This window comes from Parabacteroides sp. CAG:2 (assembly GCF_000436315.1).
GTDB classification, from domain to species: domain Bacteria; phylum Bacteroidota; class Bacteroidia; order Bacteroidales; family Tannerellaceae; genus Parabacteroides; species Parabacteroides distasonis.
In genome coordinates this window covers 2,817-20,236 of the sequence record NZ_FR885287.1, presented here as the reverse complement: position 1 = coordinate 20,236, position 17,420 = coordinate 2,817, and the positions used below count along the sequence as shown (strand labels likewise).

Annotated in this window: 17 protein-coding genes and 1 tRNA gene; 13 read left to right on the top strand and 5 right to left on the bottom strand. The window is 42.9% G+C overall.

All coding sequences use genetic code 11. The features are described 5' to 3' along the window. Positions 1 to 147: 147 nt before the first annotated feature. The gene (locus QVP94_RS08245) at positions 148 to 366 is read right to left on the bottom strand and encodes a hypothetical protein (protein ID WP_005859902.1); all 219 of its coding nucleotides are present in this window, start codon (positions 364 to 366) and stop codon (positions 148 to 150) included. 49 nt (positions 367 to 415) lie between these two features. Beyond that, positions 416 to 2,218: a DUF4097 family beta strand repeat-containing protein gene (locus QVP94_RS08240; protein WP_005859900.1), complete on the bottom strand. Its 1,803-nt coding sequence runs from the start codon at positions 2,216 to 2,218 to the stop codon at positions 416 to 418. A 73-nt stretch (positions 2,219 to 2,291) separates the two neighbouring features. Between QVP94_RS08240 and hflX the strand changes: the two genes are divergently transcribed. From hflX to QVP94_RS08220, 4 genes are all read left to right on the top strand, one after another. After that, a complete protein-coding gene (hflX, locus tag QVP94_RS08235; RefSeq protein ID WP_005859898.1) occupies positions 2,292 to 3,503 on the top strand; it encodes a GTPase HflX in 1,212 nt (403 codons plus the stop codon). A 21-nt stretch (positions 3,504 to 3,524) separates the two neighbouring features. Continuing rightward, on the top strand, positions 3,525 to 5,513 hold the full coding sequence (locus QVP94_RS08230; protein ID WP_005859896.1) for a DUF4954 family protein: 1,989 nt from the start codon (positions 3,525 to 3,527) through the stop codon (positions 5,511 to 5,513). A 163-nt stretch (positions 5,514 to 5,676) separates the two neighbouring features. After that, positions 5,677 to 6,105, top strand: a complete 429-nt coding sequence (locus QVP94_RS08225) for a hypothetical protein (RefSeq protein ID WP_005859894.1) — start codon at positions 5,677 to 5,679, stop codon at positions 6,103 to 6,105. Positions 6,106 to 6,364: 259 nt separating this feature from the next. Beyond that, the gene (locus QVP94_RS08220; RefSeq protein ID WP_005859893.1) at positions 6,365 to 7,261 is read left to right on the top strand and encodes an Rpn family recombination-promoting nuclease/putative transposase; all 897 of its coding nucleotides are present in this window, start codon (positions 6,365 to 6,367) and stop codon (positions 7,259 to 7,261) included. A gap of 39 nt (positions 7,262 to 7,300) precedes the next feature. Here QVP94_RS08220 and xerD read toward each other — a convergent pair whose 3' ends face one another. After that, positions 7,301 to 8,206, bottom strand: coding sequence for a site-specific tyrosine recombinase XerD (xerD, locus tag QVP94_RS08215; RefSeq protein ID WP_005859891.1), 906 nt, complete (start codon positions 8,204 to 8,206; stop codon positions 7,301 to 7,303). 101 nt (positions 8,207 to 8,307) lie between these two features. On the opposite strand from xerD, the gene aroQ reads away from it, so the two are divergent. The 5 genes from aroQ to QVP94_RS08190 are packed head-to-tail and all read left to right on the top strand — an operon-like array spanning position 8,308 to position 12,472. Further along, positions 8,308 to 8,724: a type II 3-dehydroquinate dehydratase gene (aroQ, locus tag QVP94_RS08210; protein WP_005859889.1), complete on the top strand. Its 417-nt coding sequence runs from the start codon at positions 8,308 to 8,310 to the stop codon at positions 8,722 to 8,724. Between the two features lie 60 nt (positions 8,725 to 8,784). Next, positions 8,785 to 10,242 carry a pyruvate kinase gene (gene pyk / locus QVP94_RS08205; RefSeq protein WP_005859887.1) on the top strand — a complete coding sequence of 486 codons (1,458 nt, stop codon included), beginning with the start codon at positions 8,785 to 8,787 and terminating at the stop codon, positions 10,240 to 10,242. A 5-nt stretch (positions 10,243 to 10,247) separates the two neighbouring features. Further along, positions 10,248 to 10,883, top strand: coding sequence for an O-methyltransferase (locus QVP94_RS08200; protein ID WP_005859885.1), 636 nt, complete (start codon positions 10,248 to 10,250; stop codon positions 10,881 to 10,883). A 12-nt stretch (positions 10,884 to 10,895) separates the two neighbouring features. Continuing rightward, the gene (gene rbfA, locus QVP94_RS08195; RefSeq protein ID WP_005859883.1) at positions 10,896 to 11,231 is read left to right on the top strand and encodes a 30S ribosome-binding factor RbfA; all 336 of its coding nucleotides are present in this window, start codon (positions 10,896 to 10,898) and stop codon (positions 11,229 to 11,231) included. An 11-nt stretch (positions 11,232 to 11,242) separates the two neighbouring features. Then, positions 11,243 to 12,472, top strand: a complete 1,230-nt coding sequence (locus tag QVP94_RS08190) for an FtsX-like permease family protein (RefSeq protein WP_008778805.1) — start codon at positions 11,243 to 11,245, stop codon at positions 12,470 to 12,472. 44 nt (positions 12,473 to 12,516) lie between these two features. Here the strand turns inward: QVP94_RS08190 and QVP94_RS08185 are convergent, their stop codons facing one another. Further along, a complete protein-coding gene (locus QVP94_RS08185) occupies positions 12,517 to 13,599 on the bottom strand; it encodes a mannose-1-phosphate guanylyltransferase (RefSeq protein WP_009016577.1) in 1,083 nt (360 codons plus the stop codon). 196 nt (positions 13,600 to 13,795) lie between these two features. Between QVP94_RS08185 and QVP94_RS08180 the strand changes: the two genes are divergently transcribed. From QVP94_RS08180 to QVP94_RS08165, 4 genes are all read left to right on the top strand, one after another. Beyond that, positions 13,796 to 13,879 (top strand) — tRNA-Leu (locus QVP94_RS08180). Between the two features lie 125 nt (positions 13,880 to 14,004). Then, positions 14,005 to 14,940: a GNAT family N-acetyltransferase gene (locus QVP94_RS08175; protein ID WP_011967263.1), complete on the top strand. Its 936-nt coding sequence runs from the start codon at positions 14,005 to 14,007 to the stop codon at positions 14,938 to 14,940. 30 nt (positions 14,941 to 14,970) lie between these two features. Beyond that, positions 14,971 to 15,768, top strand: coding sequence for a class I SAM-dependent methyltransferase (locus tag QVP94_RS08170; RefSeq protein ID WP_008772948.1), 798 nt, complete (start codon positions 14,971 to 14,973; stop codon positions 15,766 to 15,768). Beyond that, on the top strand, positions 15,765 to 16,565 hold the full coding sequence (locus QVP94_RS08165) for a GNAT family N-acetyltransferase (protein ID WP_036618782.1): 801 nt from the start codon (positions 15,765 to 15,767) through the stop codon (positions 16,563 to 16,565). The genes QVP94_RS08170 and QVP94_RS08165 overlap by 4 nt, the downstream gene beginning before the upstream one ends. A 61-nt stretch (positions 16,566 to 16,626) precedes the next feature. Here the strand turns inward: QVP94_RS08165 and QVP94_RS08160 are convergent. Then, on the bottom strand, positions 16,627 to 17,420 hold a 794-nt coding region (locus QVP94_RS08160), incomplete at its 5' end, for a PDDEXK nuclease domain-containing protein (RefSeq protein ID WP_288213214.1).

Here is a 17,420-nt window from a genome sequence, read left to right as displayed (position 1 = left end):
TTTATAATCGAATAATTTATACTGTGCGTAGTCTTTACGAGACATTCAAGTAGCCTGTGAGGGCGAAAAAGCAGTAATATTAATACTAGTGTAATAAAATAAAGTTCATTCAGCCTGTTCTTCTGTGAAGAAAAACAGGCTGTGTTTTTATTGCTTGGCAGGATCTTCGTCTTTATTCCACTTATCTCGCATTCTCAGACGTTTGACTTGCAGATAGCGTAGAAGGATGATGATGACGAGCGTAGCGCCGATCATCAAGAAATATTCGGTATAATTATTCCCCGAATTGTTTCCCGGCCAGCCGATGATACTCATTACGATTAAGTAGACAAGTAAGGCAATTGTTGTGATGTTGATCTTCTTCATATTCGTTTTATTCTTAAAACAGGGCAAAGATATAAGATTGTTTCGGGCTTTAGGAGGTTAAAACGCATTTGTACTGTGCCCGATAATGTTCTGTTTGAATAATTAAGATATATAAACCTTGTGGGAGGGGAATCGGGAGGATAGGGTTCCCTGCCTGTACCGCTTGCGTAAATACCAATATGCCTGCCGGAGTAAGTAGTTTGACTTTACCGGGGGATGGAAGATTATTAATGAATAAAGTTTTGTTCTCTAGCTGATAGCTTAATTCCGGAAATGAAAAGGCTTGATTGGAAACAGGAGGATCTTGTCGGGCTTGAGGTTCCGATGTTGGGAAAGATATGGGTGCATTCGTTGATAATAATTTATAATTGGCTGGTTCGGATGTATTATATACAGATAGGCTGGTACTATTATTCGCTTTGACAAAGAAAGCGGAGAATGGAGGGATGGCGAAATCGCTACCGATCACGTAGGGTTGGTAGGTGGAGCCGTCATATATATAAATGTATCCGTCTAAGGCCGAGTTTGATTCTATTTGACTAAGAGATAAAGGAGCCGGCAGAGGATTACCGCATAGATACCAGCCGTTGTGATTCTGGTTCTGGCTTTGGTTGTTAATGCTTACCGGAATAGAGGCTTGACCGTTTTTTCCGAAATCTATAGGGATATCTTTTGCTTTCGAGGAGAAACGAAGGTTCTGACGATCGGCGGAAGCGTCAATAGCGATCAGGTACCCCTTGTTCTTCTTGAAGATGGGCTGGGATGTATTGATTATTGTTTGTGGTATGACTTCCCAGTTGTTGGAAGGGCTTTGTGAGTTGGCTCGCTTTTCTCCGTTATAGGTTTGTACGTAAAAGTAGTTACCGTTTGTATCGCTTTTGTCATCACCCAGTTGGAAATCCGGGTCTATGCCGGAAGCGAATACATCGAAGGGGAAGGAGATAAAATACCATTTGCCTTTTTGAGCGAAGGTCTTCTCGATTGTTATTTTGCCGGAGATGTTAATAGTTCCAGACGATCGCAAGGTGGAGGAAGACGCCAAGATACCATCATTAGGATAGATGGTAAGGTTATTTGCGGATAGATTTCCGGTTGGTAAAATATGGATATTTCCATTGCCAATAAAGATATCTTTACAGCTGATATTTGTATTTATGGAGATATTGCCGTTAATCAAGGCGTTGCGGTGACGGTAGGCGGGTAGGTGGCTCCAGCGATCCTCATGGTTCCAATCGCTGTTTCCGGTAAATAGGGAATAGGTAGGAATCATGCCGTGTGCGTAAACGCTGTCTACATAATAATAGCCGTTTTTGGTATTGGCGGCCGGTGTGGGGACGATAAGATCTAAGCCCGGAGGATTGTTTTTTATATCTGTGGTTTTGAAAGGATTGATGCCACTCTCTCCTATGGTTGGAACTAAGGAGGGATAACTTGTTTCCCCTTTTCGATAGGTTCTGGCTCTCATGCCTTCTCCTTCTACTAGAAGGATGCCCCCTTTCCGTATACTGATTTTTATATCTTGATGATTTGTTAACGTGAAATGCTCGAAAGCCACTTGCGTATTCATTGGCATTCGTAACCCGTAGTTTCCGTGGCTGTTAGGAATATCTTTCACGCCGGAGATATCTTCAATAAGGGCTTCACCTGTAATGGCATAATCCCAATTATCAGAAGCAAGTCCCTCAAATGTCTGCATCCGAAACGTATCCCGGATAGATATATTTGCGTTACTTTGCACAAAACTTTCCCATGTAGATGGATTTGAAACTTGTGACTGGATAAATTGTTGTACGAATAGGAATGCCGTACAAACGACAACGCATCTGGATAGATGCCAAATTCTCTTTTTCATAGCTAAGTTGATTTATATTTGTAAATATGTTCGCAAATATACGTAAATAATTGAAATAATATATCTTTGTGGCATGAAAGAATTTATCATATCTGAGGCACAGACCGAAAAGGCCGTTTTGGTGGGTTTGGTTACCCCCGAGCAAAATGAGCAAAAGGTTAAGGAATATCTGGACGAATTGGCTTTCTTGGCCGATACGGCAGGGGTGGATGCGGTAAAGCGTTTTACCCAGAAAATGGATTACCCGAATTCCGTCACTTTTGTCGGGACCGGTAAATTGCAGGAAATTAAGGAGTATGTGGTAGAGAATGAGATCGGCTTGGTGATCTTTGATGATGAGCTGAGTCCGAAGCAACTCCGTAATATTGAGAAAGAATTGCAGGTGAAAATCTTGGATCGTACGAGCTTGATCTTGGATATCTTCGCTAGCCGTGCACAGACCGCCCATGCGAAGACACAGGTGGAGCTTGCACAATATAAATATATGTTACCCCGCTTGACTCGTCTGTGGACACACTTGGAGCGTCAGCGAGGCGGCGTAGGTATGCGTGGTCCGGGTGAGACACAGTTGGAGACTGATAAACGTATTATCTTGGATAAGATCGCACGATTGAAGAAAGAGCTGGTGGATATTGACAAGCAAAAAAGCGTACAACGGAAAAACCGGGGTAAGATGGTACGTGTAGCGTTAGTCGGATATACGAACGTAGGTAAATCTACCTTGATGAACTTATTGAGCAAGAGTGAGGTCTTTGCCGAGAATAAGTTGTTCGCTACGTTAGATACGACCGTACGCAAGGTCATTATCGAGAACTTGCCGTTCTTGCTGTCTGATACGGTCGGATTTATCCGCAAGTTACCGACCGAGCTGGTGGAATCTTTTAAATCTACCTTGGATGAGGTACGGGAGGCGGATTTGCTGGTACATATCGTGGATATCTCACACCCGACTTTTGAGGAGCAAATAGAGGTCGTGAACCGTACGTTGGCGGAGATCGATAAGACCGAGAAACCGATGATCATGGTTTTCAATAAGGTGGACGCATTTACCTTTGTCCCGAAAGAGGAAGATGATTTGACCCCTCGTGGTCGTGAGAATATCGATCTGGATGAACTGAAACGTACGTGGATGGGAAAATTGCAAGATAATTGCATCTTTATCTCCGCCAAGGAACGTACGAATATAGAGGCGTTGAAAGAGATGTTGTATGAACGGGTCAAACAAATCCATATCACCCGTTTCCCCTACAATGACTTCCTCTTTCAGCAATATGATGAAGAGTAGAGTCTTACAAAATTAGTACCAATGAATCATTTGAGAAATTTGCGGCCGGATGAGATCGCCACCTTGCGATCTCAGGCTTGCCGGGCCGATGATTGGAATCAAGTTTGGGTTCCAGAAGTGTTTGATATTGAATATGTGAACCACGTACGTTTTTCAGGAGTGGTTAAGTTAGGAGCCTTTCGTAAGATTTTTACCCTGCCGGGAGGATTGGTAAAGCATAGCGGGCTTCGTCATGTTACCCTACATAATTGCACGTTGGGGGATAACGTGTTGATTGAGAACGTACAGAATTATATCGCTAATTACCGGATCGGTGATGACTGCTTTATCCAGAATATAAATGTTATGTTGGTGGAAGGCAAGGCTACGTTCGGGAATAATGTCGAGGTGTCGGTCTTGAATGAGACCGGCGGGCGTGAGGTTCCGATTTACGATGGCCTGTCGGCTTCATTGGCTTATATTATAGCATTGTACCGTCATCGTCCGGCCTTGATCGAACGCTTGCGGGATATGATTACCGCTTATACGGAGGGTATTGCCTCTACGGAGGGAACGGTTGGCGATAAGGTCAAGATTGTCAATACCGGTACGATCCGTAACGTGAAGATTGGTGATTACGCGACCATAGAGAATAGCGCACGTCTGGAAAATGGTTCCGTAAATAGTAAGAAGGAGGCCCCGGTATTTATCGGGGATAGCGTGATCGCGCAAGATTTCATTGTCTCTTCGGGAGCCAAGATCGCGGATGCCGCTAAGATTATCCGTTGCTTTATCGGACAGGCTTGCCAAGTGACGCATAACTTCTCGGCCCATGATTCCTTGTTGTTCAGCAACTGCGCTTTCGAGAATGGGGAGGCTTGCGCTATTTTCGCCGGTCCGTTTACAGTGTCTATGCATAAGAGTAGTTTGCTGATAGCGGGAATGTATTCGTTTTTGAATGCGGGAAGTGGCTCCAACCAGAGTAATCATATGTATAAGCTGGGACCGATCCATCAAGGGATCGTGGAACGTGGTTCCAAGACGACCAGCGACTCGTATATTCTTTGGCCGGCTCGTATTGGCGCTTTCTCTTTGGTAATGGGCCGCCATCATCATCATAGCGATACTTCCGATATTCCATTCTCCTATTTAATAGAGAAGGATGATGAGACTTACTTAGTTCCGGGAATTAATCTTCGCAGCGTAGGTACGATCCGTGATGCCCAGAAATGGCCGAAACGTGATAAACGTACGGACCCGGATCGCTTGGATATGATTAACTATAATCTATTGAGTCCCTATACGATCCAGAAGATGCTGAAAGCGGTGGATATCTTGAAAAACCTGCAGGCATTGGTTGGAGAGACTTCCGAGATTTATTATTATCAGAATACTCGTATAAAAGGTTCCTCCCTCCGGAATGCGTTGAACTTTTATGGGATGGCAATTAATAAGTTCTTTGGTAACTCGTTAATCAAGCGTTTGGAAGGTACGACCTATTGTTCTATGGAAGAGGTCTGGGAGCAATTGCGTCCTACGGAATCCAAAGGCTCCGGAGAATGGTTGGACTTGGCGGGCTTGATCCTCCCGAGGGAACCGCTAGAAGCCTTGTTGCAAGATATCGAACAGGGGGAAATCGCTTCCTTAGAGGATGTGGAATGCTTTTTCCGTTTGGTTCACGGACGTTATTATTCCTTGGAATGGACATGGGCGTACGAGATGATCGAACGTTATTATGGGGTGGATCTCCGTTCGATTTCCGCCGCAGAGATTATTGATCTGGTTCGTCGTTGGCAAGAATGTGTGATCCGCTTGGATGAGATGCTTTATGAGGATGCCCGTAAGGAATTCTCCTTGACTTCTATGATTGGTTTCGGTGTGGATGGTTCCAGCAAAGAAAAACAACAGGATTTCGAGGGTGTTCGAGGAGATTTCATGAATAATCCGTTTGTTACCGCCGTGCAGGAACATATCGTGAATAAACGGGCGCTTGGGGATGAACTGATCGAGAGGTTGAAACCTTTAGTATAAAGCCTATGAAACCATTATTTCAAGAACTGCCATTCCCGATAGATAGTCACATTCATTTCTATGTGGAGGATCTACCGCATTTTCAAGCGTCAGATTTTTGAACCTAATTTAATTCGTCTTCCGGAGATGAATAATATCGCGTTCCCGTAGAGGGATTAAGTTTGTGGGTTCTGTTTGGGGTGAATTAGAAGTATTTGAGAGTCTTACGTTTAAGAGCCCTCTCTCCACGGATATGGCTTTTTGGGGCGAAAGAAATTGGTTCCCTGTTAGCTATTTGTGTTATATGGTCAAGACTGAGAAATCGAGGGTGGAGCAAACGATGAATCGTGGCGTGAAGCTTCTTTGGGAGAATACGTTGAGTTATAAACGTTCGATCGATAAACATAATTTCGCCGTTTTACTGGGAACCTCTATGGAACGGTATGATAGTAAAAAGGTAAAGGGAACGGCCTTGAACTTATGGGCGGAAGATGATCATAAAGCGTGGATTGATTTCACCAATAGCGCCTCTCCCGGCGATCAGCATTCGGAAGGTGGTGCGACAGAGCATCGGATGGCCATTTGGTGCAGAATCCTCATTTCTAAGAATTGAGTAGTCTTTATATTTGTCCACATCCATGTTTTTTGTTTTTGGGTAAATAGTTTAAACCGATACAATATGAGGTTAAAATAGAGTTATAACGGCACAAGAATACCCTTTTGCGACCGCTTACGATTCCGTTCGTTGGCTATTCACTTACGGATCCAAAAGGAAGGACATTTCTTTTTAGATGGGATAAGCTTGTATTCCGGATCTTTTTATGTACATTTGAAGCCACCCAATAGTGGGGTAACTAAAACATGATATGACTATGGAAAAGAAAACAGAAAAAGAGGAGAAGTATATGAAGGAATTACAAGATCGATATATCCGTTTCGACTGGGCCATCAAACGCCTACTCCGGCAAAAAGCGAATTTCGGAGTGCTAGAAGGCTTTCTTACCGTGTTCTTGGGCGAGCAGATCAAGATTGAGGAGATATTGGAGAGTGAGGGGAACCAGCAGGACGCTGATGATAAATTCAATCGGGTGGATATCAAGGCTAAGAACACAAAGGGAGATATCATCCTTATCGAGATCCAGAATACCCGCGAGCTTTATTATTTGGAACGTGTGCTCTATGGCGTGGCGAAGGCCGTCACCGAGCATCTTCATTTGGGGCAGGACTATTCCGAGGTGAAAAAGATCTATTCTATCAGTATCCTTTATTTTGATATAGGCGTAGGAACCGATTATCTGTATCACGGGCAGAACCAATTTGTCGGCGTGCATACCCATGATCATTTACAGGTAAATACCAAGGAGAGGGGTGCGATCGTCAAGCGTCTTCCTTCGGAGATCTTTCCGGAGTATATATTGGTTCGGGTGAATGAGTTTGATAAGGAGGCCGTGACCCCCTTGGAGGAATGGGTGCGATACTTGAAAGACGGGATCATAACTTCCGAAACGACAGCCCCCGGCTTGGAAGAGGCACGAGAGAAATTACGCTATTACTCAATGTCTCCCGAGGAACGTTATGCTTATGACGAACATCTGAATGCGATTATGATCCAGAATGACGTGTTGAGCACTGCTAAGTTTGAAGGACGGGAAGAAGGCCGTGCGGAAGAACGTCTAGAAACAGCTCGGCGTATGCGGTCTGATGGGCTTTCGATGGAAATGGTCGTGTGTTATACTGGTTTGTCAGAGGAGGAAATAAATAATTTATGATATCCTTGGGGCTTTGCTAGCGGAGCAGGATCGGTTCTTTTAAGTTCTTGGCCTGCTCCTCGGATGATGTTCCAGTATCTCTTTGCGAAGGAATTCCCGGTCGATATGTGTATATATCTCGGTGGTGGTGATTTTCTCATGCCCCAGCATCTCTTGGATAGCGCGTAAGTTGGCGCCGCCTTCCAGCAAGTGGGTGGCGAAAGAATGACGGAAGGTATGGGGACTTACGTTTTTATGGATACCGGCGGCCTCCGTCTGTTGCTTGATGATATGAAATACCATGATACGGGAGAGGGCCGTTCCTCGCCGGCTTAGAAATAAAATATCCTCGAAGCCTTTTTTAACCACGACCGAATTCCGGTCATACAGATAGTTTTTAATTTCCCGCAAAGCAACTTCGGAGATAGGAACAAGCCGTTGTTTGCTTCCTTTACCCTCTACCCGGATGAAACCTTCCTTGGGATATATATCCGAATAACGCAGGCCAGTAAGCTCCGATACGCGCAGTCCGCAACTATATAAAACCTCCAGCATCGCACGGTTCCGCTGTCCCTCGGGAAGCGTGAGGTCTATCGTGTCGAGAATGCTATTTATCTCGTTGACGGTTAATACTTCCGGCAGCTTCAATCCGATCTTGGGAGACTCTAACAATTCGGTCGGATCATTTGTTATATAATTGTCAAGCAATAAGAAACGATAGAACGATTTGATACCCGAGATGATGCGTGCTTGCGATCGGGGATGGATGCCGATGTCACGTAATTGGGCGATGAACTGTTGCAAGTCGTCGTAGCTGATCTCCTTAACGTCCTTTTTCTCATCCTCTGCGAAACGTAGCAATTTGTCAAGATCTGTCAAATAGGCGTCGATGGAGTTGGCTGAGAGCGATTTTTCTAATCGTAAATAGGTGTTATATCGGTTTATTATATCTTTTCCTTGTCGCATTGTCGGTATGTCGTTATGAATGTGTCAAATAAAATCCTTACCTTTGCCGGATAATTCCGGCCTCAACGGGCGGTACAAAGGTAATAAACTTACAATTAAGAATGAAGAAGATTCAGATCATCAATGGCCCTAATTTGAATCTGTTGGGCAAGCGAGAACCGACAGTATACGGAAATGCCTCGTTCGAGGACTATTTGAGCGAGTTACGTGCCCGCTTTCCTCAGTGTGAGATATCTTATTATCAAAGTAATGTGGAAGGAGAGATAATTAACAAGATCCATGAGGTGGGTTTTGAATATGACGGTATCGTGTTGAACGCCGGCGCTTATACGCATACTTCCATTGCGTTGCACGATGCTATCAAGGCGGTTACTACGCCAGTCGTGGAAGTGCATATCTCGAATGTGCATGCCCGTGAATCGTTTCGTCATGTGTCGATGATATCGGCGGCATGCAGGGGAGTGATTCTTGGGTTTGGGCTGGATTCGTATCGGTTGGCGATCGAATCGTTTATGTGATAGAAGGTTTAGAAGGTTATCAAATAGAATTAATAATTAGGTTATAATAATTTAAGGTATATGTTAAAGCATACGAAGATTGTTGCTACAGTTTCCGACCAGCGCTGCGACGTTGCGTTCGTTGAGGCGTTATATAAAGCGGGAATGAATGTGGTGCGCCTGAATACGGCTCACATGATGGAAGAGGGGTTGACCCGTGTGGTAAATAACGTCCGTACAGTATCCGACCGTATCGGTATCTTGATGGATACAAAGGGGCCGGAAGTACGTACCACGACGACGGTAAACAAGGAACCGATCCCTTTCAAGACTGGAGAGATCGTGAAGGTAATCGGTAATCCCGATCAGGAAACTTCGCATGATTGTATTTGTGTGTCATATAAGAATTTCGTGAACGACTTGGCGATTGGCAGCGACATCCTTATCGATGATGGTGATCTGGAAATGAAGGTTACCGGGAAATCCGGCGATTGTTTGCTTTGCGAGATCCAGAATGACGCTACGCTAGGTAGCCGCAAGAGCGTGAATGTGCCGGGCGTACGTATCAATTTGCCTTCGTTGACTGAGAAAGACCGTAATAATATCCTTTGGGCGATCGATCATGATCTCGATTTTATCGCTCACTCATTTGTTCGCAACAAACAGGACGTATTGGATATCCAACGTATCTTGGACGAGCGTAACAGCCCTATCAAGATTATCGCTAAGATCGAGAATCAAGAGGGTGTAGACAATATCGAGGAGATTTTGGAAGTGGCTTATGGCGTTATGATCGCTCGTGGTGACTTGGGTATCGAGGTTCCGGCCGAGAAGATCCCGGGTATCCAGCGTATGCTGATCCGTAAATGCGTGGAGGTGAAGAAGCCGGTTATCGTGGCTACGCAAATGCTTCATTCCATGATTAATAATCCTCGTCCTACTCGTGCCGAGGTTACGGATATCGCCAACGCTATTTATTATCGTACGGATGCTTTGATGTTAAGCGGTGAGACGGCTTATGGAAAATATCCGATCGAGGCGGTACAGACCATGACGAAAGTGGCTCGTGAAGCCGAGAAGACCAAGCTTTCCGCGAATGATATCCGTGTGCCGATCGAGGGGAATGATTTAGACGTGACTTCTTTCTTGGCGAAACAAGCCGTTAAGTCTTCTTCTAAATTACATGTGAAGGCGATTATCACGGATAGTTATACGGGTCGTACGGCACGTTATCTGGCCGCTTTCCGCGGAACCTCTACTGTGTTCGCTATATGCTATAATCCTCGTGTGATGCGTATGTTGGGTCTTTCTTATGGGGTATGGGCGGTTCATCAGCCGTACAACGACAGTCGTAGGGGATATTTCTATGATGCGTTGAACCAGCTGATCCATAGCGGACGTATCACTCGCAACGATATGGTAGCGTATTTGAGCGGTAGCTTCGGCGAAGGTGGCGGTACCAGCTTTTTGGAGATTAACAACGTAGGAAAGGTGCTGGATGCCGGCACGCAATATCAGTTGCCTACTTTTAAAGAGTAAGAGGAATGTTTACGGGCGAGATTGATGCGTATATTCTTTCTCATATAGATGAAGAAGGGGATTTGCTGTCGGCGCTGAATCGCGACGCCAATGTGAACCTTCTCCGTCCGCGTATGCTATCCGGGCATTTGCAGGGTAGGATATTGAAGATGTTTTGCCGGATGATTCGTCCGAGAAGAGTCTTGGAGATCGGGACTTATACGTCTTATGCCACTTTGTGTATGGCGGAAGGCATGGAAGAGGGGGCGTTGATCCATACGATTGAGATCAATGACGAGATGGAGGATTTTATCATGAAATATCTTTCCCGCTCGCTACATAAGGACAAGATAAAAGTCCATTTTGGGGATGCGATGGAGATTATCCCCCGTTTGGATGAGACGTTCGATATGGTTTTTATCGATGCCGACAAACGCCTGTATTCCGAGTATTATGATTTGGTATTCCCGATGGTCCGTCCGGGCGGCTTGATTCTCGCGGATAATACGCTTTGGGACGGTAAAGTGGTAGAAGAAGTGCATCCTTCCGATAAACAAACGAAGGGAATACTGGTTTTTAATGAAAAGGTTAAGCAAGACGATCGGGTAGAGAAGGTGATCCTCCCTTTACGTGACGGCTTGACGATGATCTGGAAAAAGTAAATAATAAAGCGTATGGAAAGTACTAGATTACAAAAGATCGAACGCCTTCTTCAGAAGGAGTTGAGTGATATATTTCAGAAGCAGACGCAAGGAATGCATGGCGTATTGGTCTCTGTCAGCGTAGTTCGTGTAAGTCCGGATTTAAGTGTGGCGAGAGCTTATTTAAGCATTTTCCCGTCGGATAAATCGCAAGAGCTATTGGAGGCTATACGGAGCAATACGAAAGCGATCCGTTTTGATTTGGGGCAACGTATTCGTTTGCAGGTTCGTAAGATTCCTGAATTGAGCTTCTTTATAGACGATTCATTGGATTATATCGAGAATATCGACAATCTTTTGCATAAGTAATCAGAGGAGCCTTGAATCTTCCGTTCTATATAGCCCGGCGATATCTCTTTTCGAAGAAGTCGCACAATGCCATAAATATCATATCGATGGTATCGGTATGCGGGGTTGTTGTCGCCACGATCGCCTTAGTATGCGCCTTGTCGGTCTATAATGGTTTCAACGATTTGGTCTCTTCTCTGTTCAGCAATTTTGATCCGGAGTTGAAGATCATGCCTCGGAAAGGGAAGGTTTTCGACCCGACCTCGGAAGAGATACGTAAGGTGCGGGAATTGCCCGGCATTGTTTGTTTTAGTGAGGTATTGCAGGACAATGCCTTGGTCCGTTATCGAGATCGTCAGGGTGTAGCTACCTTGAAAGGTGTAGACGAGCAATATGAGAAACTGGCGCAGATCGATAGTATCTTGATCGATGGAAAGTTCCTTCTGAATGACGAGGTGGCGAATTACGCGAATATGGGGATCGGATTGGCTTTCTCGCTAGGAATAAACGCAGGCTTTGTCTCTCCGCTGGAGATCTACGCTCCGAAGCGGGAGGAGAAGGTGAACATGGCGAATCCGGCTTCTTCTTTCAATTTGGAATATGCTTATATCGGTGCTGTCTTTCGTACGGACCAACAGGTTTACGATGATTCATATATGATCGTGCCTTTGTCATTGGCCCGTTCTTTATTTAATTATGATAAAGAAGTGACAGCGGTGGAATTGAAGGTGAAAGATAGCGGGGATATCGCTCCGGTAAAGAAAGAGATTCAACGTATCCTAGGTGATCAATATATCGTGCAAGACCGTTTTGAGCAACAAGAGGCTTCTTTCAAGATGATGCAAGTCGAGAAATGGATGACCTTCTTGATCCTTACTTTTATATTGGCGATCGCCTTATTCAACGTGGTGGGTTCTTTATCCATGTTGATGATCGAGAAACAGGAGGATGTGAGCACACTGCGTAATATGGGGGCTGACGACAGTCTGATCCGTCGGATTTTCTTGTTTGAAGGCTGGATGATCTCCGGTTTTGGAGCTTTGATCGGAGTCTTGATCGGGGTTGTACTTTGCTTGCTACAACAAGAGTTTGGCTTTATAAAACTAGGGGAAGCTGCCGGAGCGTTTATTATAGAGGCTTATCCAGTACGTGTAGTCACGGTGGATATAATAACAGTCTTTGTAACGGTATTAACGATAGGCTTTTTGGCTGCGTGGTATCCTGTACGATATCTTGCTAAGAAGTTGAAAATTGAGAATTGAGAATGAATACCGCTTGCCGATAATTCTCAATTCTCAATTCTTAATTAGTTGTATTCTTTTCCGTATTTGATTTTAGCGTCGGCTACGAATTGTTTGATACGTTGTTCGTCATCCTTCTTACAAATCAATAATACGTTTCCGGACTCAGCCACGATGCAATCTTTTAGCCCTTGGATAACGGCTAGACGTTTCGGGTTATTTAATGCGATCACATTGCCGGAGCATTCGTATAGCATTGCCTCGTTATTTTTCAATACTGCGTTCTCATTTTCGTCTTTATTCGCTAGGTCGAACAAAGATCCCCAGCTACCGAGGTCGGCCCAACCGAAATCTACACATAGCATATATACGTTGTGTGCTTTCTCCATGATACCGTAGTCGATGGATATATTTAGGCAATAAGGGAAATTCTCTTGGATGAACGCTTTTTCTTCCGGGGTATTAAATTTATCCTTACCTAGATCGAAACGGCTGCTGATATCCGGGAGATATTTAGAGAACGCTTCCAAGATCGTATTCACGTTCCAGACGAACAAGCCAGAATTCCAGAAGAATTCTCCACTTTCCATAAATACCTTTGCCAACTCGAGGTTCGGTTTTTCAGTAAAGGTCTTCACCTTGGTGAAATCATCTACTACCGTATCACTGCTTTGGATATATCCGTATCCTGTTTCCGGGCGGCTAGGCTTGATGCCCAAGGTGACCAACGCACGGTTTCTCTTCACGAAATCCAACGCCTTTTGAACGTCCCTCAAGAAAACATCCTCTTTTAAGATCAGATGGTCGGAAGGGGCTACGACAATATTGGCTTCCGGATTGCATGCCTTAATATGATAAGCCGCATAAGCGATACAAGGAGCTGTATTGCGACGAGCCGGTTCCAAAAGGATTTGTTCTTCCGCTAATTCCGGCAACTGCTCCTTGATTAAGTCCGCATAAGATTCGTTGGTAACGATGTATATATTTTCAGTAGGGATGATTTTTGCGAAGCGATCAAATGTCATTTGCAGTAAAGACCGTCCGCTCCCAAAAAAATCAAGGAATTGCTTTGGGTAACTTTCTCTACTGAAAGGCCAGAAACGGCTACCGATTCCGCCTCCCATGATGACGCAATAATTATCTTTCATGATATTGGCTGTTATTATGATTATACGTTTACAAATGTAACGAAATAATCTTTCTATGCGAAACAATCCCGTACATATTCCCACTGTGAAAAAAATATTTGAAAATTTTCACCCAAACGCTTGCGGGTTTAAAAAAAAGCTGTACCTTTGCAACGCATTTGAGAAACAAACCTACTGCTAAAGCTTAATTAAAAATGCCCAGATGGCGGAATTGGTAGACGCGCTGGTCTCAAACACCAGTGGATTCACTTCCATGCCGGTTCGATCCCGGCTCTGGGTACTGAAGTTGAAAAGCTTGATTGAGTAATCAGTCAAGCTTTTTTTGTATGTAATTATTCGGCAGGACTATCCACGGCTAGACAATTTTTGTATTTTTGCTCAACTCATGAATTTATAAACAACAAGGTGAAATATCCCATTAAAACAGAAAGATTAATCATACGGCTTGCTGAACCGGAAGATGCAGAAAGCATTTTTTCTTACCGTTCTGACTTTGCGGAAAATAAGTATCAGGGATGGTTCCCTGATTCAGTTGAAGAAGTCCGTGATTATATTAGCAATATGCCGGCGACAATGGATATTGCCAATATATGTTTTCAGTTTACCATTATTCTTGCAGATGAAAACAGGTTAATTGGTGATATGGGAATCAGCTTTACCAATCACAACAATATGCAGGCTGAACTTGGATGTACGCTACATAAAGATTATCAGAAAAAAGGTTATGCTACAGAAGCATTGAAAGCAATGGTTGATTATCTTTTTGGAACGCTCGATAAACATCGGATTATAGCCTCAGTCGATCCGAGAAATACAGCTTCTATCCAGTTAATAGAGCGATTGGGGTTCAGAAAGGAAGCTCACTTTAAGGAGAGCTATTATTTGCGTGGGGATTGGGTAGATGATATAATTTATGCGCAGCTTAAGACCGAATGGGGTAATAATGATAAATATAGCAAAGAAGAGATAATGATAGACCCCCAAATTATTACCTTGCAATTTAATGAATGTATCAGTAGGGCTGACATTAACGCACTATCCAGTTTAATGACTGAAAATCATGTTTTTATCGATATGGCAAACAATCGAATTGTAGGAAAATCTGATAATATAGTTAAGGCATGGAAGCCGTTTTTTAGACTTTATCCGGGATATCGAAACATTTTCGAGAGCGTAACAGTAAATGGTTCTATGGTTATTATGCAGGGATATTCCATTTGTTCAGATCAGGTTCTAAATAATGTTCATGCTATTTGGGTTGCAGAAATAAAGGAAAATAAGGTTAATCTATGGCATATCCATCCGGACACGAAAGAGAATAGAAATAAGTTTGGTATATAAACATGAAACAATGAGTATTGGAGAATATAAATGAATATAGGTTACAAGGTTGGTGAGTTGATTTATGATGCAAATATATATGATGGATTAAATACCTTTCTATCTGATTTGCAATTCTACAAAAAGTGGCTACCGAAAAATAAGGAGGCTGAAATACTTGAACTGTGCTGTGGTACAGGCAGACTTACGATCCCCATTGCCAAAGATGGATACAGCATTTGCGGAGTAGATTACACACCCTCAATGCTCGAACAAGCAAAGATGAAGGCTATCGAAGCAGAATTAGTGATTGATTTCATAGAAGCAGATATTAGAATGCTCGACTTGCAAGAAAAATTCGACCTAATCTTTATTCCATTTAATTCAATCCACCATTTATACAGAAACGAAGATTTATTCAATGCGTTAGGATGCGTTAGAAATCATCTCAAAGCAGGAGGCTTATTTCTGTTAGATTGCTTTAATCCCAACATCCAGTATATTGTCGAGAGCGAAAAAGTGCAGGCAGTAATTGCCGAATATACAACGGATGATGGACGGGATGTGTTGATAAAACAAACAATGCGTTATGAGAGTACAACCCAAATCAATCGCATAGAATGGCACTATTTTATCAATGGCGAGTTTCATTCAATCCAGAATTTGGACATGAGGATGTTTTTCCCTCAAGAATTGGATTCATATCTGGAACGGGCTGGATTTGATATTATTCACAAGTTTGGAAGTTTTGAAGAAGAAGCATTTAACGATAATTCGGAAAAACAGATATATGTTTTAACCCTTAATGATAATAAGGTATTATACGAAAAGATACAAAACCAAAGATGAAAATGGACTTTAAAATCAGAATAGCGCAACAATCTGATAGTGCTGAACTGAGAGATTTATATAAGAATACCGTGCTTGTAGTAAACAGGCGTGATTATTCACAGGATGAAGTTGAAGATTGGGCATCATGCGGAGATGATCTTTCCAATATAGAGGAAATGATAAAGACTCACTATTTTATTGTGGCTGTTAATCAACTGTCTCAGATTGTAGGTTTTTCATCCATTACGCCGCAAGGCTATCTGCACTCTATGTTCATTCACGCAGACTTTCAAGGCAAAGGCATTGCAACTATGCTTTTGGAAGAAATAGAACGATATGCTATTACAGAAGGTATTATACAAATCACATCAGAAGTGAGTCTAACTGCTCGTCCATTCTTTGAGAAGCAAAAATACGTGGTGAAGAAGGAACAAAAACGACAGGCAAATAAATTGAATTTGACTAATTTTTGGATGGCAAAAACCTTATCTGTAATAAAACCATATCATGGTCGTATTCCTGCTTGTGGTGTGTTCTGTGGCGGTTGTCCAAGCTACACACGAGATGAAAAAATTTGTCAGGGAGCAGAGGAGAACAAAACCCGCTGTGAAAAATGTAGAACATTTTACCTGTGTTGCGTTGAGAAAGGAATAACACACTGCTACCTATGTCATCTATTTCCTTGTACTAAGTTCAAAGGTTTTACAAAACGTTGGTTAAAGTATGGACAAGACTTTATTGAAAATCAGAAATTTTTAAAGCAGGTGGGTGAAATGGAATTTTTGAGGTTTTATAATGAAAAGGTTACAGATTAAGTTTAGCCCATTTCTCTTGTATATCTAAAATGAACTAAACCTTTGTTTTTATTGAAAGTTGTTAGCCTATCTCCTTTGAAAGAAATCTCTTGATTTCTTCCTCACTGGGCAACTGGATTTTATACTTTTGTACAAAAATATTTGGGTCTAATCCTGCTGTGGCATAACGAACTAAAGTATCTCCTTTTTCAGTACAAAGCAAAATACCGATTGGTGGATTATCATCGGGCTGCATTACTTCTGCTTTGAAGTAGTTTAGATACATATTCAGTTGGGATGCATATTCATGGTGGAATTTGTCAATTTTTAAATCCACTATGACATGGCATTTCAATATGCGGTGATAGAAAACGAGGTCAGCAAAGAAGTAATCTTCATCTATCAGTATGCGTTTTTGGCGAGCTTCAAAGCAGAAGCCGTGTCCCATTTCCAGAAGGAACTTTTGTAAATTATCAAGGATGGCTTGCTCTAAATCATTCTCTGTAACTAATGCCCGTTCATTTAACCCTAAGAACTCTAAGGTCAAGGGAGTATTTATTACATTCGCAGGCTGTAGTTGAACTGCCTGTTGCTGTACTAATGCAGAAAGAGCTTCTTTGTTTTTAGATAATCCACTACGCTCGTAGTACAATGAATCAATCTGCCGTTCCAGTTCTTTTGCAGTCCAGCATCCCCTAATCGTTTCCATTTCATAAAAGGCACGTTTAATAGGATTGTCAATAGCAGATATTGCATTCAAATGCGTAGAAGATAATCTGTTAAATAGCTTTTCAGCAGCCAATTTCCAGTCATTATTTGCAATTTCTGAAACCATTTGCAATTTGGCGGTTACTGACCGCCGAATCTCTGTTTCTA